The organism is Flavobacterium sp. FG68, from assembly GCF_057808895.1.
Genome location: NZ_JBMDIY010000004.1, coordinates 71593 through 93292, shown reverse-complemented (window position 1 = coordinate 93292; position 21700 = coordinate 71593). Strand labels below are relative to the sequence as shown.

Below are 21700 nucleotides of genomic sequence, written 5' to 3'. Positions count from 1 at the left end.
TGGCTCGCAGATTTTACAGATTAAACAGGTTTACACAGATTATTTTATTTTATACCTACAAGGTTTTGAAAACCTTGCAGGAAACGAATCTTGGTTATTTTATTTTTTTATTCGTGAAAATTAGTGCAATCCGTGTTTTATAATAGTAATCCAACTTTCTTTTTCCATTCCGCATAAAAAGGAGGATTTGTCAGCATTAAATTTCCTTCTTTATCTAAAAAAACCTGAACGGTTTCGCCTGTGCAGGCAATTTCACCTTTGTCATCAATAATTTTAAAACGGTAAATCATTTTTGCAGCGGGCGTATCGACAACTGTTGTTTCGATTGTAACTACATCGCCGTAACGCAAAGACAATTTATGTTCGCAGGTCGATTTTACAATTGGCGTTGTATATCCGGTTTTGGCAATGTCTAAATACGTAAGTCCGTGCTGGCGGCCAAACGCTTCGCGTCCATCTTCAAAATAAGTTATATAATTGCCGTGCCAAACGATTCCAAGCGGATCAGTTTCGTTAAAACGAATTCTGATTTCGTGTGTAACGGTCAGGTTTGTAGCTTCGTTAAACTGCTCTTTTCTTTTTATCATAAAATAATGCGATGGCTGTGGTAAGAATAAAAAACAAAAATAGTAAACTTATTTTTGGGATGATTTCCAGGAAAGTAACGTTACGTAATAAAACGTCATAGAAAGCATCTAATCCCCAGTTCATTGGAGACGATTTAGCAATAATCTGCATGATTTTTGGCATGGCAAAAACCGGAACCCAGATGCCGCCAATTGCTGCTAAAATGATCACGCTTGTTGCGCCAAACGGAGCCGATTGTTCCTGTGTGCTTGCAATTGTTCCCAATAAAATTCCAAACCCGATGGCGGCAAAACCTGAAAATAAGGCAACGACACTCATTAATGCCAAATGTCCTTCGATATTTAAAGACGGCAATCCGATGGATGGAAATAGAAAAACGGCAACGGCAACCATCATATAAAACTGAATCATACAAATGACAGAATAAGTGATCGTTTTACCAATAATCACAACTAAACTAGAAACAGGATTTGTTCTTAATCGAACAAAAGTTCCTTGCGATTTTTCTTTTACAATATTAATTGATAACGGAATCACGATAAAAAATATCGCAAAAAGTGTCCACGCCGGAACGTTATGCTGAACCGAATTTGGACGAACTTCTTTGTTATTAATCTTCGGAATTATCTCTTTGAAAGAAATGAAACTTTTTTGCTCAAAATTGGTGCTACCTTCTCCTAATTGTTTTTCGAAAGTGGTGTAAATTGATTTGGTTTCAATTTGCGAAATCATTTTGTCGATCGAACTCATGACCGCATTTTTAAAACTCATTTGAACCGCCGGATCAAAATACAGTTTTACTTCTTTTTCTTTAATTATGGGTTGAGGTTCGCTTGTCGCAGTACTGTCAGTCATGCCTAAACTGCTGACAATTTTTTCGACATTTTGATCAACTTTGGCTTGTAAATCTGAGCTTAATTTTTGTGGAATTATAATCGCCAGCTGAAATTTCCCTTTGTAAACATTCTCTCGGGCAACATCTTCTGTAATTGTTTTATTGTCGATTTGTGTTACGACGGTAAACAGATTGCTTTTTTCTAAATTATCGAAAACGGTTTTCGAAACAGAACCTTTATCATTATCAACCAATAAAATTGGAATTTTAGAATCGCTTACTGTTTTAAAAGTGCTATCCTGAATTAGTGTAACGGTAATGACCAAAACTAATGGCATTATAAACAGAATAATTAAGCCGCCTAAATCGCGTTTAAGCAGTAAAAATTCTTTTACGATCGACATCCAAATTTTATATAGCATCTCTCAAGTCTTTACCAGTTAATGAAATAAAAACGTCTTCGAGATTTCGGGCATCTTCAACAGAATTAATTAAAGTTGAAGGCGTTCCTTTTGCGTAAATTCGGCCTCGGTCTAAAATGGCAATATTGGTGCAGAAATCTTCGGCTTCAGCCAAATGATGCGAAGTATAAATAATAGATGTTCCGTTTTGGTTCAACACTTTTAGATAATCTATAATGGCATTTTTAGACTGCACATCAACACCAACAGTTGGTTCATCTAAAAATAAAACTTTTGGTTTATGCAGAATTCCGGCAATTAAATTGACACGGCGTTTCATCCCGCCCGAAAAAGTTTCAACAGGTTTATCGGCAAATTTTAAAAGGCCCAAAAGATCTAAAGTTTCGATTACTTTATCTTTTAAATCGGAGCCTTTTAAGCCGTACATACTTCCAAAATAATGCAGGTTTTCTCTCGCCGTAAGAGTAGGGTATAAGGCATATTCTTGAGGAACAACGCCTATAATTTTTTTAATTTTTGAAGAATGATGCTGATAATCTAAATCATCAATTGAGAAATGTCCCGATGTTGGTTTTACCAATCCGCAGAGCATTGAAATTAAGGTTGTTTTTCCGGCACCATTTGGACCGAGTAAACCAAAAATTTCTCCTTCATTTATATCTAACGAAACGTCGTTCAAAGAAAACTGATCGGCTTCTTTGTACTTTTTCGAAAGGGATTCTATTTTAATTATGGATTGCAAAATATTAGCTGATGGCTTTTTTTAATTTTTTGAAAAAGATTTCTTCTCTGTTGGCAATGTCTAAAAGTTCATCGGCAATAGTGTTGTAAGCGTCTTCTTTAGCACTTCTGTTTTTATAAATACGTGAAGCTTCAACGGCAAAATCACGCCATGAATCTCCAATTTTTGTCATTTCTTTCGAAAGTTCTTTCAATTTTTCATTACCTAAAATAACCGAAGCTTCTTGTAAAAATGCCGCATAAATAAAACGGAAACCACCGCCTCCAGTTCCAATTTCTTCCTGCATACGAACCATTTGTGCCAAATAATGATTGGCTTTTTTAGTTCCATGTTTTATAGGCCATTTTCTAATTTGCTTTGAAACAAATTTGATTCCGCGAACACCTACAATTGGCATTGGCGCTAACATATCTCGGCACGTATTTTTAATTCCTTTAATGATGGCACTTTTTAAATCAACGTCTTTCGGAACCTGAATTGGATAATACATTTGTCCGCGCGGCGCAAAAGCACCTTTTGCAAAACGTACTTTGTCTAATTCTTCGTGCGTTAAAGTCGTAACGGTTTCCATTACAGGATCGCTTACTAAATAATCGGTTTCGGTTTTTCCGTAAACGACTAAATTATGCGCGTTGAAGTGGAAACGATATTCGTCTGGGAAATAACTTAAATTGTAAACACCAACTTGTAATCCTGTTGGAATATTATTTTTTAAATTTTCGTCTAATGCTTTATTGGCATTTGATACCGATGAAAATTTTTGTCTTTTTATTTTTAAATTTAAACGATTGGCCACTTTATTGAAAATTTGTCCAGGCAAAGTTCTGTAACTAATTGCCGGAGCATAATTGACTTTTATAAAAGGCAGATATACAAAAAACAATCCGGAGCCAATACCAAAAACCATCGGTTCGCTGATGTTTAGTCCGCTATTTTTTAGCAGATTCGACGCTACTCCATTCTCGCAATGAGCAGACTGATGATGTGTGAAAGTTAACTCCATTATTTGGTGATGCTGTTTTTTAATTCTTCAATTGAAATTTCAAAGGTGTCGGCGTATTTCTTTAAAACCTTATCGTTTAGTTTTGCAAAAACGCTTGGTTTAAAATGCCTTTTTACACGCCATTTCCAAAGTCCTACGTAACTTGATAAAATAGTAAGATCCATTTTATTTACTTCCATAAAATAAACAATCGGGCTTACTTCGCCATTTAAAACCTGTTGTCTGGCTTCGGCAATACGCTCGTTTATTTCATCAATAGAATTAGAGAGTGCTATTGTTTTGGGTTCCCAGCCTGTGCTTAGCGTTGTGGTATAATTGCCGTTTTCATCAGTTGCGTATAAAAGCTCTTTCACGTTGTTTTTAGTTAAGTTGCTTTTATCCTGAGGTACTTTATCTTTTTCCATTACCTAGTTATATTTTCAAGTGGAATTATTACGAAACTGAAACTGTCTTTTGAATGAACAAATTAATTTCGCATTCTAAGAGTATCTGATCTTCAACAGAACTTTGACAGCTCATTGTGCATAAAGTGTAATCGTCGCCGGCAAATTTTGAAACTAAATTTGCTTTGGTAATTATAGTCTCGCCGACTTTTGGCAGCGAATGAATTTTTACATTTTTTAAGGCACTAATAAATCCAATTACATTTACGTTCTCATTTTCTGTTCCGTCTTCGTCAAAAAAGTATTTTTTTCCAACGATTGACGAACAAGTCTGCGCCGTATTTTCAATTAAACCTGCTTCGATAAAAACAGTATTCTGAACAAAAATATTGTCTTCTTTTATCAAAAAAGTGGTTTCTACAAAGTTGGCATCAATATCCAAAATCAAATCGACCATAAGCATTGGCGCTCGGTGCGGTAAATAATTTTGTATGTCAACTCCGGTATTCAAAATCATATTATTTAGCTAAAACGGTTTTCATTTGTCCGTTTGCAATTTCTTCATTATTTAATGTCGTAACGATATTCACCAAAGTGATTCCTGCAAATTCCTGCAAAATAGTTACTTCAGATTGAATGTTGTCGTTTAATTGAGGCAGTTTTTTAATTTCAATTTCTTTAATAGAACCAATGTAACCCGTTGGTGCAGTTTCGTTTCTTAAAAAGAACTGATATCCTGTATGCAATGCCACAGATTGTGCCATATGTTCAATTAAACCGGCTTCCAGAAAAATATCTTTTTTTACGAAAATATTATCCTGCTGAATTGTTAAACCAGAAACCAAAGAAGTTTCGGTATAAGAATGCATAGCATCAACCATTACAAAAGGGAACTTTTGAGGTAATAAATTTTCGACTGTTTCTTTTTCTAAAAGTGCCATTGTTTCCATTAGCAAACTGTTAAATAAGCATATGCAAAAGAAAATCTTCCGCTCTCCGGAACTGATAAAAGAATTTTATCTCCTTTTTTTAAATTTCCTGAATTCATTAATTCTTCTAAAGCCAGATAAATAGAAGCAGAACCTACATTTCCAACTCTGGAAAGGTTCATGAACCATTTGTCATCGCTCATTCCGATTCCTTTTTCGGTTAATCCTTTTTTCAGTCCTTCCACAAAAAAATTAGAAGAAACATGAGGAATAAAATAAGTAATATCGTCAGATTTGATGTTATTTTTTTCCATCGCATCTCTCATGCTTTCGGCACCTTTTGACAGGATAAATTCATCTAAAAGTTTAACGTCTTGTTTAATTGAGAAAACAGATTCGTTCAGCCATTGTTCCGGTGCATAATCGCTCCATGATTTTATTTCTCCGTTTTCTAATTTATCACCTCCGGCATACATGCAGGTTTCTAATTCGTATGCATACGAAAAAGCTTCCATCCATTCTATTTTAAGAGAAATTGTTCCTCGTGGCTTATTTTCTAATAAAAAAGCTCCGGCACCGTCAGATAACATCCAGCGTAAAAAATCTTTTTTGAAAGCGATAATGGGCTGTTCTTCCAGATTTTTTAAATTGTCGGCTTCGTGATTGTATTTTTGAGCATTCAGCCAGGTTGAAACTTTTTCAGATCCCGTGCAGATTGCATTTTTTGAATTTCCAGAACGTACGGAAAGAAAACCAAATTTAAGGGAGTTCATTCCGGCACAGCAAACTCCTGTTGAAGAGTTTAATTCTACTGATTTATTTTTTAGCAGACCATGAACCATCGCCGCGTGCGAAGGCAGAAAAATGTCCGGCGTTGAGGTCCCGCATGAAAGTACTTCTAAATCCTGAGGCGTAAAATTTTCGTCGAACAACGGCAAAATAGCATTGCGTGTTAATTCGGCATTACTGTGTGTGCTTTTTCCTGCTTTATCAACAGCGTAATAACGGCTTGTAATTTTGTTATTGCGCAAAATAATACGTCTTGCTTTTGAGGCAGTATCGTTGATAAGTCCTAAATAAGCTTCCATTTCATCATTTGAAACAGCTTCGTTAGGCAAATATTTTGCAGCTTTTGTTATATATACTTCAAACATAATCTAAATTCTCGTCTAAACTCCTTGATAATATTGAGTTTGTCTTTTTATGGTTTTTAACTTAAAAGGGTAGGAAATAAAGTGCAATATATACACTATTGGTGAGATTAACCAAATTGCCAAGAATAAATAAACATTAAATACTTTTAGAAGCTTTTTTCGGTTTTTTTGATTTTTAAAAATCAGGTTTGACCATTTATTGAAAATTTTATTAGCCGTTTTGTCTACTGTTACTAAGTACGGACTAATTTTTACAGCTCCAATTCCTACCAATTTTGGCTGTAAATCGTCTAAATCATTCTCATTAAATGATGAAAGTATTACTTCTCCAAATTTTGGAGATTCATTAATGTCTTTTTCTGAAACTCCCGGCAACGGAAAAATACCTAAATATTTTTTCTTAACACCAGAAAACATCCATTCTACAATTGTAATAACACTTATTAAATTTCCAACACGATCTACCAGAGCAACATTGCCTACTAATTGTGCATTGGCTTCTTTTAGTAATGTTTTAATTTTTTCCTGCGCCATAATCCACATGTTTCTTGAACCGCTAATGGTTACAACAGGAATATTGTTCAGAATTTTTTTGGCTTCGTCACTTTTCAAAAACGAGTTTATTGGGATTGAAGGTGATAAATACCAAACCTGATAATGGAAAAGTACCAAATCAAATTTTGTGTTTAAAATTTCTTCAGGAACTGGTTTTAATGCCGTTGGAATCTGTAAAAAAGATTCTGGAAAGGCATCAAAAAAAGCATCTTTACTCCACGGAAACGGGAAGGGTTTTTCTAATTGTATTTCGTGAAAAGTCACCTTTATATTCTCTGAATTTAGAAATGGTTTTGCGATGTTTTGCGCAATGGTTTCTAACTGTCCTGATTGAGAATAATAAATAACAAGAACATTTTTCATTGAGGTTTGTTTGCTTTGGTTGCGAACAAAAATAAGTAAATTTATTTAAACGGATTTTTCTTGTTTGTTGCGAGGTTTATGGCCCGCGGATTTTACGGATGAAACGGGTTTACACAGGTTTTTTATAGGCAGATAAATAAAAAGGAATCCGCGTAAACCCGTTTCATCCGTAAAACCAGTGGTCTATTTCTTCAAATCATTCCAAAAATCGAAATAATTAAACCATTGCAAAGGGTATTTTTTCAGGATGCTTTCTACGCTTGTTACGTATTCTTTCAGCAATCCTTTTTCGTCACGGTGTTTTACTGTGGCTTCTCTTGCATATAAATGATAATGTAAATTTGGCTCTTTCATAACATAAACAAACACAACCGGAACTTTTAATCTTGATGCAATTAAAAATGGCCCGGCAGGGAAGTTGGCTTCTTTGCCTAAGATGTTTTCAGAAAGTGATTTTGTGCCTTCAAAATAACGGTCTCCTGTAAAACAAACCAATTCGTTATTAGCCAAAGCCGCATTGATCTCAAATATATGAGACAAGTCTTCTTTGATAATGATGAATTTTACGGTTGGTTTTTGGGTAATGCTTTCCAGATAATTTTTAATGGCAGAATGTTCTAAATCTGTAGTAACTAAATTGATTTGAAAATCAAGATCGATATCGCCTAAGAAATGTTCTGCAATTTCAAAATTTCCAACGTGGGCGCTAATTAAAACACCGCCTTTTTTTTCGGCGAGGAGCTTTTTTAAAATTTCAATTCCGTCAAATTCATAGGTGAATTTGTTTCGCATTCCTGCCGAAATGGAAACTTTATCAATAATGGTTTGTCCAAAAGTGTAATAACTTTTGAAAACCATTTTTTTTGATTTAAAATAGGAGTATTGAAGCCTTTCTTTAAAGTAATAAAAAATAGCGCGATTGCTTTTCTTTAAAAATAAAAAGTAATAAGAAGCAACAAAGTAGAGTAAAACATAAGCAGATTTGACACCCGCTTTTTGAATCAAAAAAACGAATATTCTATAACCTAAAACAGTTCCTTTTGATTTGCCATCCCATTCACTCATTAAGCTGTTTTGGCTTTTAATTTGGTTTCGATAAGGTCATAAAAGCTTTGGAAATCAGAAATTCCAACAAAATCTGCCTCAACTAGTTTTACGCCAAAGTTTGATTCTATTGAAACTACTAAATCAACATAATCTAAACTATCTAAGCCAAGCGTATCTTTTAAATTAGCATTTGGTTCAATGTCGTCATTGTCTACTTCAAATTCATCAACTAAAAAACCATTGATTTTTGCTATAATATCTTCTTTATTCATCGTTCAATTTAAACTTTTTAACCACCAACGCCGAGTTGGTTCCTCCGAAACCGAAAGAATTGGACAAAAATATGTCAAATTTTTTGTTTAACGTAGTTTTAACTAAATTTAATTTTGAAGCATCTTCATCTGGGTTGTCTAAATTGATGTTTGGTGCAATGAAATCGTTCAGCATCATGATGATAGAGTAAATAATTTCGCTTGCTCCTGCCATCCAGCATTCGTGGCCTGTCATTGATTTTGTTGAACTTACATAAGGGTTTTTCTCACCAAAAACTTCAAAAATAGCTTTGGCTTCGTTTGCATCGCCAACCGGAGTTGAGGTTGCGTGTGCATTTATGTACTCAATATCTGACGCTTTTAGTTTAGCATCGTCAAGTGCTCTTTGCATTGCTGTAGCGGGACCTTCAACATTTGGAGTTGAGATATGTCCGCCGTTTGATGAAAATCCGTAACCTGAAACTTCGGCAATAATATTGGCACCACGTGCAATTGCAGATTCGTAACTTTCCAGAATTAGAGTTGCACCGCCGCCACTCGGAATTAATCCGTCACGTCCGGCATCAAAAGGTCTTGAAGCTTTTTCAGGATCACTTTCTCTGTTAGAAAAAACACCTAAACCATCAAAACTGCTCATTGCATATTTATTGATTTCCTGCGCTCCTCCGGTTATAATGATATCCTGAAAACCACTTTTTATTAAAAAGTAAGCTAATCCAATAGAATGTGAACCGCTCGCACAGGCAGCACTTACGGTTAAATTAATGCCGCGAAGTTTAAAAATCGTGGAAAGATTCATCGTTACCGTAGAATTCATCGATTTAAAAATTGCTCCTGAACCAATTAAGGCAGTATCTTTTTTCTCGCGCACGATATCTGTAGCGTCAATTATTGCTTTAGAAACGCTGTCGTTTCCGTACATAATTCCCACTTCGCGAGTGTCAAAAAAAGCATCGTCTATATTCGCATTTTTCAGTGCTTCGATAGTAGCCATATAAGCATATTCGGTTTCTTCACCAATGCTCATACGTTGTCTTCGGGTCAATAGGTTTTTTAAATCAGCTTTAGGAACCATTCCGGTTAAGGCTGACTGAAAACCAAATTCTTTTCGTTCTGAATCAAACTGAATACCCGATTTTCCGTTATACAATGATTCCTTTACTTCATCTAAAGAAGTTCCGATACAAGAATAAATTCCCATTCCAGTAATTACAACTCTCTTATTCATCGTCTTTCAAAGTAATTTTTTATCCTTAAAGTGTAATTTTTAAACAAAGGCACAATTTTTTTAATCTATTTATTATGCAAACATAGTATTTTAAGAATATATTCCTCCGTTTATATTAATAATCTCGCCGGTAATATAGCTCGATTTTTTTGAAATCAAAAAGCTTACCAAATCTGCAACTTCTTCGGCTTCGCCAAAACGATTTACCGGAATCAGCTTTAATAATTCTTTTTCGTCAAGCGCACTTGTCATATCTGTTCTAATGAAACCTGGCGCAACTGCGTTTACCGTTATATTACGTTTTGCAACTTCTTGTGCCAATGCTTTTGTTGCGGCAACAATTGCACCTTTTGCAGCCGAATAATTGGTTTGTCCTGCTGTTCCTTTTACTCCGGAAACAGAAACCATATTTACAATTCGGCCGTATTTATTGCGAAGCATTTTTTGAATAAAAAACTGCGTTACATTAAAAAATCCGTTTAAACTTGTGTTTACAACACTGTTCCAGTCTTCGGGAGTCATCCACATAAAAAGACCGTCTTTTGTAATTCCGGCATTGTTTACAATAGCTTCTACAATAGCTTCCGGATTTGATTCCTGCCATTGCGTTAAAACAGTTTGTACCTGTTCAAAATTGGCAACATCAAAACCTAAAATTTCTCCGGTTGCGCCTAATTTTTGTATTTCCTGAAGTGTTTCTTCGGCAGCAGTTTTGTTTGAATGATAATTGATCAGAATATGATAATTAGATTCAACGGCTAATTTTTTACAAATAGCACTACCAATTCCTCTTGAACCGCCTGTTACTAATACACATTTCATTTATGTTGATTTTATTTTTTTTTCTTAGTTGCTGGTTTGCTGGCCGGTTTTGCTGTTGTTTTTGTTTCAGCTTTTGGACTTTCGGCAGCTACACTTGTTTCCTTTTTTTCTCTTTCTGCTGTTTGCGAAAACAATTCAGCATTTTCAAACCATTGATTTCCTAATACAGTTCCGTCAGGTCTTAAAAATCCCCATTTTCCTTCATTTTTTACTCTTGCAAGACCATCAATAAAACCTTTATCCTGCTGTACAAAAAGTGCAATAACGAATCCGTTTGAAGTGATGCCGTATTGTGTTGGAATTACTAGTTTTCCACTTTCATTAATAAATCCCCAATTACTTTCTTTTACAGGAGCTAAACCATTTGTGCTAAAAACTTCTGCATCGCTGTACGTTGGTTCTATTACAAATGTTCCTTTTAAATTGATGTAACCCCATTTTTTTCCAACTAAAACCGGAGCTAGATTTTTTGAGAATGCTTTTCCTTTGTCATATATAGGCAGGATTACCCAATTTCCGTTTAAATCAATAAAACCAATCTTTCCGTTCTTTTTGGCATAGGTTAAATCCTGAGTTTCAAAATCCCAGATTTTTTCGGCACCATCAACAGGAGTGAATTTTCCCCCGCTTACAAGTCCGAAGGTTTTGTCTTTTCTTGCCCAGGTTGTGCCTTTAAAATAGTTTCCAATTTCTGCGTAAGCCGGTTCAACTAATTCTTTTCCGGAAGTATTTATAATTCCCCAGTTTTTATTTAGTTCTACTCTTGCATAGCCATTTTCAAAAGGTTTGATTTGGTCGTATTTTGGTTCTAAAACCACGGCAAGTTTTGAATTGATTAATCCAACTTTGTTTCCTTGTCTTATAAAAGCAACGCCATTATTAAAATCGAATATTTTTTCAGTAGAAGGCGCTTTTAAAATTTCACCTTTTGTATTAATATAAACCCAGTCCTTATCTTTTTGTACAACTGCAATTCCGCCGTTAAAATCTTTAGCATTATTAAAAGACGCCGGAATTACCCAGCTTCCTTTGGTATCAATAAAACCCCATTTTCCGTTGTCTTCTACGGCTGCTAAACCTTCAGAAAAACTTTTGGCAGATTTATATTGAGGTTCAATTTTAAAGGATCCGTCTTTGGAAATATATCCAATTTTTGAATTCTTTTTAACTAATGCCAGTTCTTGACTATTAACAAATTGAATAAAACTTAGCAACAAAAAAATAAGTGTTTTTTTCATGATTTTTAAGATTCAATATTAATAATATAAAAATTCTTTTTTTATTCCTGAAAGAGTTCAGCATTTTGAAACCATTCGATTAAAAGCTTTCCATCTGGTTTAAGGAAACCCCATTTACCGTTACGTTTTACTCTTGCTAATCCGCCAATAAATCCTTTTTCTTCACGCATATAGCTTCCAAATGCTGCTGAAATTTCATAATCTGCCGGAATAACTACTTTTCCGCTTTCATTAATAAATCCCCAGCCGTATCCTTTGTTTACAGCAGCAAGTCCGTTTTCGCTAAAAGGTTCTGCATCATTGTACATTGGCTGTACCACACATATTCCTTCTAAATTGGTATAACCCCATTTTTCCCGAATGCGAACAGGCGCTAGATTATTAGAGAATGGTTTTGTTTTGTCAAATAGAGGTTTAAGAACCCATTGTCCTTCAAAATTTATAAATCCCCATTTTGCGTCTTTTTTCGCAGCAATTAAATCCTGCGTTCCAAAAGCGCCAAATTCACTTACATCGTCTATTTTAATAAACTGTCCGTTATGAACCAGTCCATAATCTTTTCCTTTTTTAGCCCAGGTTGTGTTGTTGTAGTAATCTCCAACTTCGTCATAAATGGCTTCAACAACTTCTTTTCCAGATGGGTCAACAATTCCCCATTTATCATTTACGGCAGCTTTTGCATAACCATTATAAAAAGCTCTGATCACATCATATTTTGGAGCCAGAACAATTTCAAATTTATTATTGATGATCCCAACTTTATCTGCTTGTCTAAAAAATGCTGCTCCGTAATGAAAATCAAATAATTTATCAGATTCCGGATTACCTTTTAATATTTCGCCTTGTTTGTTGATGTAATACCAAACGGCTTTTTTTTCAATAGCAGCGATTCCGCTGTTGAAATCTCTTGCATTATCAAATGTTGGAGGAATTACAAAAGTTCCTTTTCTGTCCACATATCCCCATTTTCCATTTTGTTTAACAGCTGCTAATCCATCAGAAAAATCTCTTGCGCTGTCAAATTTTGGTTCAACGGCAAAAGTTCCTTCTTTTGTAATAAGACCAAATTTACCGTCTTTTTTAACTAAAGCAAGTTCTTGAGCATTAACTAATTGAAAAGCTATTAGAAATAAAAAAAATATTTTCTTCATGTTTTTTAAAATATGATTCCTGTCCAATTAATTGTTAATCAAATAATCTTTTACATTTTGAACAAATGGATACATTACCTGATCTTCCTTAAATGTTGGAATTATATTTCTAACATCATCATACCATTTTTTGCTTACAGACGAAATTTTATCTTTTTGTCCTAAATAATCAATTGCCTGAACAATCGTAATCATTTCGATTGACAATACTTCAAAAGCATTTTCGATTACTTTTGATGTAATTACCGCAGCGTTTGTTCCCATACTTACAATGTCCTGATTGTCATTGTTATTTGGAATACTATGAACGTACATTGGATTTGAAAGCATCTGACTTTCGGCAGTTGTTGAAGTTGCTGTAAACTGAACTCCCTGCATTCCGAAATTAAATCCTAATGTTCCTAAATTCACAAACGGAGGAAGCAATTCGTTGATTTTTGAATTTAATAAATAATTCAACTGACGTTCTGCAAGCATCGTTAATTTTGTAATAACAATTTTTAGTTTATCCATTTCCAGCGAAATATAATCTCCGTGGAAATTTCCTCCGTGATAAACGTGTTGATTTTTTACGTCGATAATTGGGTTGTCGTTTGCCGAGTTAAATTCGTCTTCCAGAATAGAAGCTACATTATTAATCGTTTCTAAAACCGGTCCTAAAATTTGAGGAACGCATCTTAATGAATAATATTCCTGAACTTTTTCTTTGAAGATTTCTTCGGTGTTTTCTCCAGAATATAAATGGTCTTCCCTTTTACGGATTAAAGTACTGTCTGAAAGATTCTGACGCATTTTAGCCGCAATTTCCTGCTGTCCTTTATGACGTTTTGTTTGGTTTAATTCTGCAGAGAAATGATCATCATAAGCCTGAACCAATTCGTTTATGGCACAAGAGGATTTTAATGACCAGTCTAATAATTTTTTAGCGTGATATACATTTACAACACCAATTCCTGTCATTACAGAAGTTCCGTTGATTAATGCCAGACCTTCTCTAATTTCTACCTGAATTGGTTTTAAACCTTCAATTTCAAAAACTTCCGGAGTTGGTCTTCTTTCTCCTTTATAAAAAACTTCACCTTCACCAATTAAAACTAAAGCTAAATGTGATAATTGTACTAAGTCACCGCTGGCACCAACGCCGCCGTGTTCAAAGATTAAAGGCGTAATATCTCTGTTAATAAGTTCAGACATTAAATGAATTACTGACGGATGAACACCAGAATTTCCTAATGAAAGCGTATTTAATCGAGCCAAAATAGCTGCTTTTGCACAAGCTGCATTTAATGGTTTTCCAGTTCCAGAAGAGTGGCTGCGGATTAAATTATATTGAAGCTGAATTTGATCAGACTCTTTAATTCTGTATTGCGCCATTGGGCCAAAGCCTGTGTTTACGCCGTAAATTACTTTATTTCCAGAGAATTCTTTTAAGAAATTGAAGCTTTCGTTTACTCGGTTTAGAACTACATCACTAATTGTAACTTTTTGATTCCCAAAGATTATGGCTTCAAACTCTGCTAAACTTAAATATTCATTAATTGTATTCATTAACTCGTTTTTGGTTGTGCTAATTTAATTTTATTTATCAAAATAAATGTAGTTATTTTGATGATGGCAAATGTAGGTTAATAATTGATAATATTTTTATTATGATAAAGGAGTTTGTAGATGTTTTAGTAATAGGCGCCGGACCATCCGGATGTGTATCGGCATCCTATCTTCATAAAAACAATGTTAAGGTGAAAGTTGTTGAGAAACAGAAGTTTCCGAGACTTGTTGTGGGCGAAAGCTTAATTCCGAGAGTAATGGATCATTTTGCGGAAGCAGAATTGTTTGATGCTCTTAATTCAATGAACTTTGAAAAGAAATTGGGAGCCCGTTTTATTAGGGGAGAAGAGATTTGTGTTTTTGATTTCAGTAAAAAATTTGGCGAAGGCTGGGATTGGACCTGGCAGATTCCAAGAGCTGATTTTGACAATACAATGGCGCAGGAAGTGGTTCGTAAAGGTGTTGACCTTGAATTTGAAACGGAAGTTTTAGAGGTTTCTTTTGAAGGAAAAAAATCAAAAACAATTGTAAAAGATAAAGACGGAAATTTAAAAGAGATTCATGCTAAATTTATCGTTGATTCCAGCGGATACGGCCGTGTTTTGCCAAGACTTTTAGATTTAGATACGCCGTCGAAATTAGACCCGCATTCTTCGATTTTTACACACGTAAAAGATATTAACAGACCGGAAGGTGAGGAAGGAACTCAGATTTCATTTGATATTTTGGAGACTGAAGTCTGGCTTTGGGTAATTCCGTTTTCTAACGGAAATACGAGTTTAGGTGTTGTTGGGCCAACAGATTTTATTAATTCGCTTTCTGAAAATAAAGATAATGCCGAGGCTTTGAAAAACGCTATTCAGCTATCAGATTATTATATTAAAAGATTTAAAGGCACAGAATTTTTATTTGAACCTGTAAAGCTGGAAAATTATTCGAGAGCCGTAAAAAGAATGTACGGAGATGGTTTTGCTTTAACAGGAAACAGTTCTGAATTTCTTGATCCGGTTTTTTCATCCGGAGTAGCTTTTGCAACGGAGTCTGGAATGCTGGCGGCAAAATTATATTTAAAAGAATCGCAGGGAATTCCTGTGGACTGGGAAGTGGAGTTTACACAATATATGAAACGTGGAATTTCAGTATTTACAACATATGTGAAGGAATGGTATACCGGAAACCTTCAGACTTTGTTTTTCCATCAGCCGGAAAATCCTGAAGTAAAAGAAAAAATTTGTGCTGTTTTAGCTGGATATGTTTGGAACGAAGAGAATTCGTTTGTCAAGAAACATGATCATGTAATAGCCAATATGGCGTATTTACTAAATATGCAAAAAGAACAAAGCCCTGAATAATCAGGGCTTTTTTTATTCGAAAAACAATTCATTCCGTAGGAATGTCTGCTTGGTAGAATTAAATTAGAATTGCGGTTATACGTTCCATAGGGACGTTTGATTTTTGTAACAGATGTCCCTACAGGACACAATTCAAAAACAAAACTATTTTTTCTACCAACGAGATATTCCTACGAAATATTAAATGTTTTTATTTGAATGCTTTTTTCAATAAAAGCTTAGATAATGATTTTGCAGTTTTGGCGAATCCTTCTCCAATTCTTGTTTCATTGCTAAAATTACTTCCCCATTGATCTCCGGGAGCTTCTTCGCTTGTAATTTCTAATAAAACATTTGATTTGTTTGCTGTTTCAACAAATTTAAGATTTGTAGTAACTTTTGCAGGCTGTTTCATAATTCCTGCATCCCAGCCAGGATAAATCCATACCGTTTGTACAATTAAAGTATAAGGAGTATTTAATCCTTCCTGAAAATTTACATCTTTTCCAGCTTTAGATAATACGATGTTTCCTATTTCTAAAAATTTAGGAGTCCAGATTTGATCTTTTGCAACAACCCATCTTTTTTCCCAAAGATTTCCGTTTCCTTTTGCTTTTTCGTCTAAATCGGCTTTGTGTTCTTTAATGTATTGTGCTTCAGATTTTTTTTCTTTCATCATAGTGAAGCTGCTATAATCAAATATGGTATTGATTTCTTTTTGATCTTTTAAGAAATCAAAGTTTCCTTTTACTACTTCCATGTCCTGAGCAAAAGCGGTTCCGGAAATAATAAATAAAGCAAAAATTAATTTTTTCATTTTTTATTTATTTTGGTTAATTACTGGGCTAAAAGTAATTAAAATGTTTATACAAACATTTTTCTTGTTAAAATAAAAATATTTTAAGACATAAAAAAAAGGGATTCCAATTTTGGAATCCCTTTTCACAATGCTACGATAATCAGTAATGTAATTACAATTAAAACTGTTGTTTGTGGTTTTAAACGCTTTTGGATTTACTTTAAAACCTGCAAAGCTCATTAAAACGATTATTAAAGTGTTGAAGAAGAACAATAATTACTTCAGATTGCTCATGAACGCAAAGTTGGCACGAGCGAGACGCTCGCGCCAGCGAGGGGAATATTTTTTTAGCTTCTGATAATTTTAAAGTATCCAGAACACACAGCTCAGTGTTTTGTTGGTTAGCTTTCCAAGATTAAAACTCACAACGGTTTTAGATTTCTTTTCTAAAGCATAGACTAGCCATATATAATTTTTTTTGTACCTAATGTATGTACACAGCTCATCAACTTCATAACTTTTACCTTTGCTTATAATTGGTTTGGGAATACTTCTGGCAATTGATACAATCCTTTTTAATAATGTTGTCGCTGATATTTTCAATATTCTTGCCGTACTCCTTATTCCTAGGCCTTCTTTTGTGAACCGAATGATACTTTCATTAATATCAGGCTTGTAAGCTTGATAACTATAACTTTCAACTCTAGTTTTCTTGCAAAGTCTGCAAATATATCTTTGATTACCAGACTTTGTTTTCCCATATTTTATCATATTTTTAATTTCACCAACACATCTGCAACACCAAGTCGGGTTTGAAGTCATTTCTTTCGATTTAATGCATTATAAAATAAAAAAACAACCCGAAGGTTGTTTTTAATTTTAATGCGATATTATTATAAATCGTTGATAATCTGCAAATGTTAGATGAAATTATTAACAACCAACACATCTGATACATTACCTGATTTTTAGTTCATGAGTAAGATGCTCAAGCCGGTGAGAAGCCACTCTGTTATAGAATGGCTTTTTACTTTGATTTCGTTCACAAAACAAGATGCTCGCGTCAGCAGAAGAAACATTACCTAGATTGCGGTGCGAAGTCAGAGATTAAATTTATAGCCATGGCTGGACTTTATTTCGTTCTCTCTAAATTTATTAATTCATGTAAACTTTTAAATTGATTATTACCTATCGGAAATAAATTTAACACAAATAAATCTCCTTTATGTTCAACAAAACTTATAGATTTTTTCTTTCTAACTCCACCGTAACCAAAATCTTTTCTAGTTTCATTTTTAATAGAAATATTAAAAAAAGTAAATACTGTTTCTATCTCATAAAACTCAGATTTATTTACATTTAATATTTCACCATCAGTGTAATAATAAATTAGTTTAGTATTAAATGGATAATTATTCAAATCTATATATCTAGAATTTTCATCTTCCGCATCTGAATTATCAAACAGATTAATATCTGAACTATTGTTTGGTTTTTTATCAGTTTTAACTATCTTAAAATCTTGATGCACCCTTCCAAGTTTAGTCACTGTCACAAAATAATTTTTATCAAGGATAGCATTAAAACCTATAAATTCATTATTTATATAAAAACTTCGACTATAGTTAACCCTTTTTTCTGAAATATTAGTAAACTCACTCATTTTAATTTTAGGTTTTACATTGTCAAATCTAATTTGTGAATCTAAAACAAAAAAGGCAATAGTTTTATATATCATATAAAAAAGTACACAAAAGAAAACAGTAAAAGCAAGAGGATTTTTTTTAATCATGTCTAATTCGTAATTTGGTTTGTTGCAATTGGTGTAATAGTGTTATATTGTATTCCTGCTGGAATTAACTGGGAAGAAACAGGAACAATTCGATTAAGAATAATTGTTGCAGCTGTGACTAATATTCCCACTGGTTTAATTCCTAGACTTACTGAACTTGATGTATTATCTCCATTTAAATTAGCATTTCCATTAATAGAAATATTACTATCCAAAATATTATAAGCTGTAGTTACTGATACGCCTAAACCTAACCGTCCAAAAAGAGATATTTCGCCACCGTTGGTCGTTCCTGAGGTTCCAATTTCTGAATTAAAATTAAGAACTTGAAGATTCAATTGCCTATCAATTGAATAGTCAGTACCACCTGTACTCATATTATAATTAGTTTTAGAACTAGTATTAAATATTTTTGCATTACCTATCGTTTTTGAAGTGCTATAATCAAGTTTAATTAAAGGATTTTCTGGAATAATATCAGCTTGCGTTGTACCTACACTTGTTTCTGATGTAACTTGAGATATTCCCTCTTCAATTGGACCTGCAGAGACATTGTTATTATTTTGTGCTACAGCACTACTAGCATCACTATGCCCCCAAGCCCCAAAAAATCTTCCAACTGCATCCCAACCTCTTCTAATTGCTCCGTGAGGACAATTAGGGTCGTCACACATTCCTGTTGGATCTATTCTATTTATTGGACTATTTGAACAATAATGATACAGTGTCTTGTTAGGGGAATGCTCTGCCAATGGGTCAATATTCATCCATCTACCTAAAGCAGGGTCATAATTCCTCGCTCCATAATCGTAGAAGTTAAGTCCCAGCTCGTCTTGCAGTTCTTTTCCATTATACTTATACTTATTTTCTACACCAGTTTTAATAGTATTATACCCTTCCTGTTTTAATCCAAAAGGATAGAAATTACTTTCTTCTTTAATAGCAAGTGTTTTATCATAACTCAAACGAACGTTACCTAAATGATCTTTGTACTGGTAAATATATCTATAAGCCCCAGATACAGGTTCCACATAACCTTCAGTGGTTGGAAAAAACTTTAACACAGCGTTATCATACTGATAACCTCCCAGATAATCCGTTGTTGTTGCACTTGCCGGAGAAACAGTAGTTACAATTTTTTGCACTTTCTGCCCCGCAGCATTGTAAATATACACAATATTGCCAGTAGTCGCAAAGGTAATTTTGGCCGGCAGGTTTAAGTGGTTATAGGTTATAGCTGTTATGTTTTTGTTGTTATCAGAAATCATATTCCCGTTAGCATCATAAGTATAATCATTGACAGTATTGGCGGCACTGTCCACAAAACCATACCCTTTATAAGTTGTGGCATTGTCTGCCACTTTTGCCAGCTGATTGCTGTAAGAGTTCAGATAAGTATAAGCCAGGTTATCAATCTGGTTTGCTGCCGTATCACTGTTTCCGTTACGCAGCAGGGTCATGATATTTCCATTTTTATCATAGGTCAGGGTTTCATTATAAGCATTATTAGCTGCTGCTGTCCCCCTTTTGAACACTGCATCTTTTAATCGGTTCAGGTTATCGTATTTATAACCGTAAGTACGGATAACCGGAGTAGTTTCAGAAGCACTTGTCCATTGCGTTTCGGCAATATTTCCATTGTATAATGCCAGTACCCCGCTGATACCTGAAGGAATGGTATTGTAATTTATTTTAAAAGCAAATAAATCCTTAGGATCCCCTGATTTGGCCAGTGCGTTTATATCGTTTATAGCAGTCAGCCATCCGCGGATATTATAGGTGTAATCCACTTTCTGTATTGGCAGGGCTTCTGTATTTCCTGTTTTTTTAGAAATCAGCTGTCCCAGTTCATCATAAGTATTGCTGGTCATAAGTTCAACTGTTCCCGAGTTGATCTGATGAGTCTGGGTAAGCAGACGATCCTGTGCAGAGTAGGTAAAGACATCTTTGGTCATAAGTTCCGTATCTGTGCTGAGCCTTCTGTGCCTTGTTATACTGTACTGCGGTTTTCCTGAAAAATCAAGCCTTTTGTCTGTATAGGTATATCCACCTAAATGATTTGTGGTATAAGTCCTGATTGGTCTTGCGTTATTATCATAAAAAGTAGCTGAGGTTTCTCCCAGTACAGCGGTGCTGGTGGTGGGGATCCTTGTCCAGGATGCAGCTGCAAGGCCTTTTATCTGTGCGGCTGTCAGCACGGTCTGTGTTTCCACAGCTGTAGGCACGGCGATTGTCGGCGTGCTTGGAAAAGTATAATTGTCATAATAATTTACCGTAAGGAGTTTAAAAGCCGCTGGGGAAACGACATTGGTATAATAAGCGGCTATACCGTCAATAGTTCCGCTGGCCTGTTTGCTTTCGTTAATTACCGATGCGCTGTTTTGTGCTGTCTGCAGGTTAATCCTTCCGGCAGCGGTTGCCGCAGCAGTAGTTGACCATCCTGTATATACCGGACGATTGAAAGCATCGTATTTGGTTATAAGCCATCCCACGGTTGTTAAATCCGAAAAAGGGGAATTTGCAGGACCTGTTGCGGTAACACGGTCCAGTTTGTCATATACGATAAACTCCCATTGTTTCCCCGGCAGTTTTTTCTCTGCCAAACGATTGCGGCTGTCGTATTTGTACTGGTAGCATAAATCGTTTAATATGGCAGCGGTAATGGCAGTGTCTGCTTTTGGCGGGATTACATAGGTTAGGTTTCCGTAAATATCATACACATAATAGGTATCGTGTTTAACCCCAGCATCATAGGTTCTTTTTAAAACAACTTTTCCTTCCTTGTCTTTAAATTCTACCGTTGATCCACCAGTTTCTACAGGACTGGCAGCCGTATTTTCATCATAGGTCACCGTTTTTATAAGTTGTGCGGCATTATAAAAAACATTGGCTGAGGCATTTCCTAAAGCAATATCATATAAACCGGATGCTGAATTCCATGTCGTAGTAACAGTGAACAATTTTACATCACTGGCAATATTGGTCTGGTAATCCATTTTTATTTCATGTCCTGTTCCCGAGCGCCAGTCGTTGCCCGGTGCGGCCTGTTTCAGGACACGGTTCAAGGGAGAAGACTCCAGTTCTTTTCGGCTGAAAGGAAAGGCTGTAGCTTCGAGTGCAGGATTTCCGTTTACGGTGCTATTAGGGCTCCCATAATAGGATACCAGTTTTGCTTTTGCGGCGGCATCAAAAGCCATGGCAGAGGTTTCGGCTTTAAAAGGCAGATATTCTTCGACCTGTCTTCCAAAACCGTCATATTCCATATGGGTTACGATGTCTTTTCCTGATTTGGACTGCTGATAGTCTATTTTCTGCACTGGTCTTCCCAGTCCGTCAAAATAGGTTACGGTCTGTGCGGCCTGCAGAATTGTTGGTGCTGTTATTTTTACGGTACTTGGTGTTTTGTAAGTAACGGTTTTGACGTAATTCTCGGTTTGTGTCTGGCTGTTTACCATAAGGGGAAACAAAACCAAAAGTAGTTTTAATATGTTTTTCATG

Annotated in this window: 20 protein-coding genes and 1 pseudogene; 1 reads left to right on the top strand and 20 read right to left on the bottom strand. The window is 34.9% G+C overall.

The annotated features are described in order from the left end of the window. Positions 1-137: 137 nt before the first annotated feature. From ACODSB_RS03845 to flxA, 16 genes are all read right to left on the bottom strand, one after another. On the bottom strand, positions 138-587 hold the full coding sequence (locus ACODSB_RS03845) for an acyl-CoA thioesterase (protein WP_232679599.1): 450 nt from the start codon (positions 585-587) through the stop codon (positions 138-140). After that, positions 562-1845, bottom strand: a complete 1284-nt coding sequence (locus ACODSB_RS03840; protein ID WP_488936076.1) for an ABC transporter permease — start codon at positions 1843-1845, stop codon at positions 562-564. The genes ACODSB_RS03845 and ACODSB_RS03840 overlap by 26 nt, the downstream gene beginning before the upstream one ends. Further along, positions 1835-2587 (bottom strand): ABC transporter ATP-binding protein, encoded by a 753-nt coding sequence (locus tag ACODSB_RS03835; protein WP_488936075.1) that lies wholly within the window; start codon positions 2585-2587, stop codon positions 1835-1837. Before ACODSB_RS03835 ends, ACODSB_RS03840 begins: the two co-directional genes overlap by 11 nt. 4 nt (positions 2588-2591) lie before the next feature. Further along, complete coding sequence (gene darH, locus ACODSB_RS03830) at positions 2592-3590, bottom strand: BtrH-related acyltransferase DarH (protein ID WP_488936074.1); 999 nt, start codon at positions 3588-3590, stop codon at positions 2592-2594. Next, the gene (DarG, locus tag ACODSB_RS03825) at positions 3590-3994 is read right to left on the bottom strand and encodes a flexirubin biosynthesis protein DarG (protein ID WP_488936073.1); all 405 of its coding nucleotides are present in this window, start codon (positions 3992-3994) and stop codon (positions 3590-3592) included. The genes darH and DarG overlap by 1 nt, the downstream gene beginning before the upstream one ends. A 28-nt stretch (positions 3995-4022) precedes the next feature. Further along, the gene (locus ACODSB_RS03820; RefSeq protein WP_256636558.1) at positions 4023-4490 is read right to left on the bottom strand and encodes a hotdog family protein; all 468 of its coding nucleotides are present in this window, start codon (positions 4488-4490) and stop codon (positions 4023-4025) included. 1 nt (position 4491) lies between these two features. Further along, positions 4492-4923: a hotdog family protein gene (locus tag ACODSB_RS03815; RefSeq protein ID WP_488936072.1), complete on the bottom strand. Its 432-nt coding sequence runs from the start codon at positions 4921-4923 to the stop codon at positions 4492-4494. After that, the gene (darB, locus tag ACODSB_RS03810; protein ID WP_488936071.1) at positions 4923-6056 is read right to left on the bottom strand and encodes a dialkylresorcinol biosynthesis protein DarB; all 1134 of its coding nucleotides are present in this window, start codon (positions 6054-6056) and stop codon (positions 4923-4925) included. Before darB ends, ACODSB_RS03815 begins: the two co-directional genes overlap by 1 nt. Positions 6057-6071: 15 nt before the next feature. Then, a complete protein-coding gene (locus ACODSB_RS03805; protein ID WP_488936070.1) occupies positions 6072-6974 on the bottom strand; it encodes a dialkylresorcinol condensing enzyme DarA in 903 nt (300 codons plus the stop codon). A gap of 183 nt (positions 6975-7157) precedes the next feature. Then, the gene (locus ACODSB_RS03800; RefSeq protein ID WP_488936069.1) at positions 7158-8039 is read right to left on the bottom strand and encodes a lysophospholipid acyltransferase family protein; all 882 of its coding nucleotides are present in this window, start codon (positions 8037-8039) and stop codon (positions 7158-7160) included. Next, positions 8039-8293 (bottom strand): acyl carrier protein, encoded by a 255-nt coding sequence (locus ACODSB_RS03795; protein WP_053472936.1) that lies wholly within the window; start codon positions 8291-8293, stop codon positions 8039-8041. The genes ACODSB_RS03800 and ACODSB_RS03795 overlap by 1 nt, the downstream gene beginning before the upstream one ends. Then, complete coding sequence (locus ACODSB_RS03790; protein ID WP_053472935.1) at positions 8286-9521, bottom strand: beta-ketoacyl-[acyl-carrier-protein] synthase family protein; 1236 nt, start codon at positions 9519-9521, stop codon at positions 8286-8288. Before ACODSB_RS03790 ends, ACODSB_RS03795 begins: the two co-directional genes overlap by 8 nt. A 90-nt stretch (positions 9522-9611) precedes the next feature. Beyond that, complete coding sequence (gene flxB / locus ACODSB_RS03785; RefSeq protein WP_488936068.1) at positions 9612-10343, bottom strand: flexirubin biosynthesis SDR family reductase FlxB; 732 nt, start codon at positions 10341-10343, stop codon at positions 9612-9614. Positions 10344-10354: 11 nt separating this feature from the next. Then, the gene (locus tag ACODSB_RS03780) at positions 10355-11581 is read right to left on the bottom strand and encodes a WG repeat-containing protein (RefSeq protein ID WP_488936067.1); all 1227 of its coding nucleotides are present in this window, start codon (positions 11579-11581) and stop codon (positions 10355-10357) included. Between the two features lie 41 nt (positions 11582-11622). Continuing rightward, positions 11623-12732, bottom strand: coding sequence for a WG repeat-containing protein (locus tag ACODSB_RS03775; protein WP_053473034.1), 1110 nt, complete (start codon positions 12730-12732; stop codon positions 11623-11625). Positions 12733-12759: 27 nt separating this feature from the next. Next, positions 12760-14280: a flexirubin biosynthesis tyrosine ammonia-lyase FlxA gene (gene flxA / locus ACODSB_RS03770; protein WP_488936066.1), complete on the bottom strand. Its 1521-nt coding sequence runs from the start codon at positions 14278-14280 to the stop codon at positions 12760-12762. Between the two features lie 101 nt (positions 14281-14381). On the opposite strand from flxA, the gene ACODSB_RS03765 reads away from it, so the two are divergent. Beyond that, positions 14382-15632 (top strand): NAD(P)/FAD-dependent oxidoreductase, encoded by a 1251-nt coding sequence (locus ACODSB_RS03765; RefSeq protein ID WP_488936065.1) that lies wholly within the window; start codon positions 14382-14384, stop codon positions 15630-15632. 190 nt (positions 15633-15822) lie between these two features. Here the strand turns inward: ACODSB_RS03765 and ACODSB_RS03760 are convergent, their stop codons facing one another. The 4 genes and pseudogenes from ACODSB_RS03760 to ACODSB_RS03745 form a co-directional block, all read right to left on the bottom strand. After that, complete coding sequence (locus ACODSB_RS03760) at positions 15823-16428, bottom strand: hypothetical protein (RefSeq protein ID WP_256636566.1); 606 nt, start codon at positions 16426-16428, stop codon at positions 15823-15825. Positions 16429-16747: 319 nt separating this feature from the next. Further along, a pseudogene (locus ACODSB_RS03755) lies at positions 16748-17232 on the bottom strand (IS1 family transposase); the annotation flags it as partial. Positions 17233-17542: 310 nt separating this feature from the next. Continuing rightward, positions 17543-18202: a hypothetical protein gene (locus ACODSB_RS03750; protein ID WP_488936064.1), complete on the bottom strand. Its 660-nt coding sequence runs from the start codon at positions 18200-18202 to the stop codon at positions 17543-17545. 2 nt (positions 18203-18204) lie between these two features. After that, positions 18205-21699, bottom strand: a complete 3495-nt coding sequence (locus ACODSB_RS03745; RefSeq protein ID WP_488936063.1) for a DUF6443 domain-containing protein — start codon at positions 21697-21699, stop codon at positions 18205-18207. Position 21700: the final 1 nt, after the last annotated feature.

What these genes read in the sequence shown, in the direction of transcription:
- ACODSB_RS03775 (WP_053473034.1), bottom strand. Translation starts at nt 12,732, where the DNA reads ATGAAGAAAATATTTTTTTTATTTCTAATAGCTTTTCAATTAGTTAAT.
- ACODSB_RS03800 (WP_488936069.1), bottom strand. Translation starts at nt 8,039, where the DNA reads ATGAGTGAATGGGATGGCAAATCAAAAGGAACTGTTTTAGGTTATAGA.
- ACODSB_RS03840 (WP_488936076.1), bottom strand. Translation starts at nt 1,845, where the DNA reads ATGCTATATAAAATTTGGATGTCGATCGTAAAAGAATTTTTACTGCTT.
- ACODSB_RS03820 (WP_256636558.1), bottom strand. Translation starts at nt 4,490, where the DNA reads ATGATTTTGAATACCGGAGTTGACATACAAAATTATTTACCGCACCGA.
- ACODSB_RS03815 (WP_488936072.1), bottom strand. Translation starts at nt 4,923, where the DNA reads ATGGAAACAATGGCACTTTTAGAAAAAGAAACAGTCGAAAATTTATTA.
- ACODSB_RS03795 (WP_053472936.1), bottom strand. Translation starts at nt 8,293, where the DNA reads ATGAATAAAGAAGATATTATAGCAAAAATCAATGGTTTTTTAGTTGAT.
- ACODSB_RS03745 (WP_488936063.1), bottom strand. Translation starts at nt 21,699, where the DNA reads ATGAAAAACATATTAAAACTACTTTTGGTTTTGTTTCCCCTTATGGTA.
- ACODSB_RS03750 (WP_488936064.1), bottom strand. Translation starts at nt 18,202, where the DNA reads ATGATTAAAAAAAATCCTCTTGCTTTTACTGTTTTCTTTTGTGTACTT.
- ACODSB_RS03765 (WP_488936065.1), top strand. Translation starts at nt 14,382, where the DNA reads ATGATAAAGGAGTTTGTAGATGTTTTAGTAATAGGCGCCGGACCATCC.
- ACODSB_RS03760 (WP_256636566.1), bottom strand. Translation starts at nt 16,428, where the DNA reads ATGAAAAAATTAATTTTTGCTTTATTTATTATTTCCGGAACCGCTTTT.
- ACODSB_RS03805 (WP_488936070.1), bottom strand. Translation starts at nt 6,974, where the DNA reads ATGAAAAATGTTCTTGTTATTTATTATTCTCAATCAGGACAGTTAGAA.
- DarG (WP_488936073.1), bottom strand. Translation starts at nt 3,994, where the DNA reads ATGGAAAAAGATAAAGTACCTCAGGATAAAAGCAACTTAACTAAAAAC.
- flxA (WP_488936066.1), bottom strand. Translation starts at nt 14,280, where the DNA reads ATGAATACAATTAATGAATATTTAAGTTTAGCAGAGTTTGAAGCCATA.
- darB (WP_488936071.1), bottom strand. Translation starts at nt 6,056, where the DNA reads ATGTTTGAAGTATATATAACAAAAGCTGCAAAATATTTGCCTAACGAA.
- ACODSB_RS03780 (WP_488936067.1), bottom strand. Translation starts at nt 11,581, where the DNA reads ATGAAAAAAACACTTATTTTTTTGTTGCTAAGTTTTATTCAATTTGTT.
- ACODSB_RS03790 (WP_053472935.1), bottom strand. Translation starts at nt 9,521, where the DNA reads ATGAATAAGAGAGTTGTAATTACTGGAATGGGAATTTATTCTTGTATC.
- flxB (WP_488936068.1), bottom strand. Translation starts at nt 10,343, where the DNA reads ATGAAATGTGTATTAGTAACAGGCGGTTCAAGAGGAATTGGTAGTGCT.
- darH (WP_488936074.1), bottom strand. Translation starts at nt 3,590, where the DNA reads ATGGAGTTAACTTTCACACATCATCAGTCTGCTCATTGCGAGAATGGA.
- ACODSB_RS03845 (WP_232679599.1), bottom strand. Translation starts at nt 587, where the DNA reads ATGATAAAAAGAAAAGAGCAGTTTAACGAAGCTACAAACCTGACCGTT.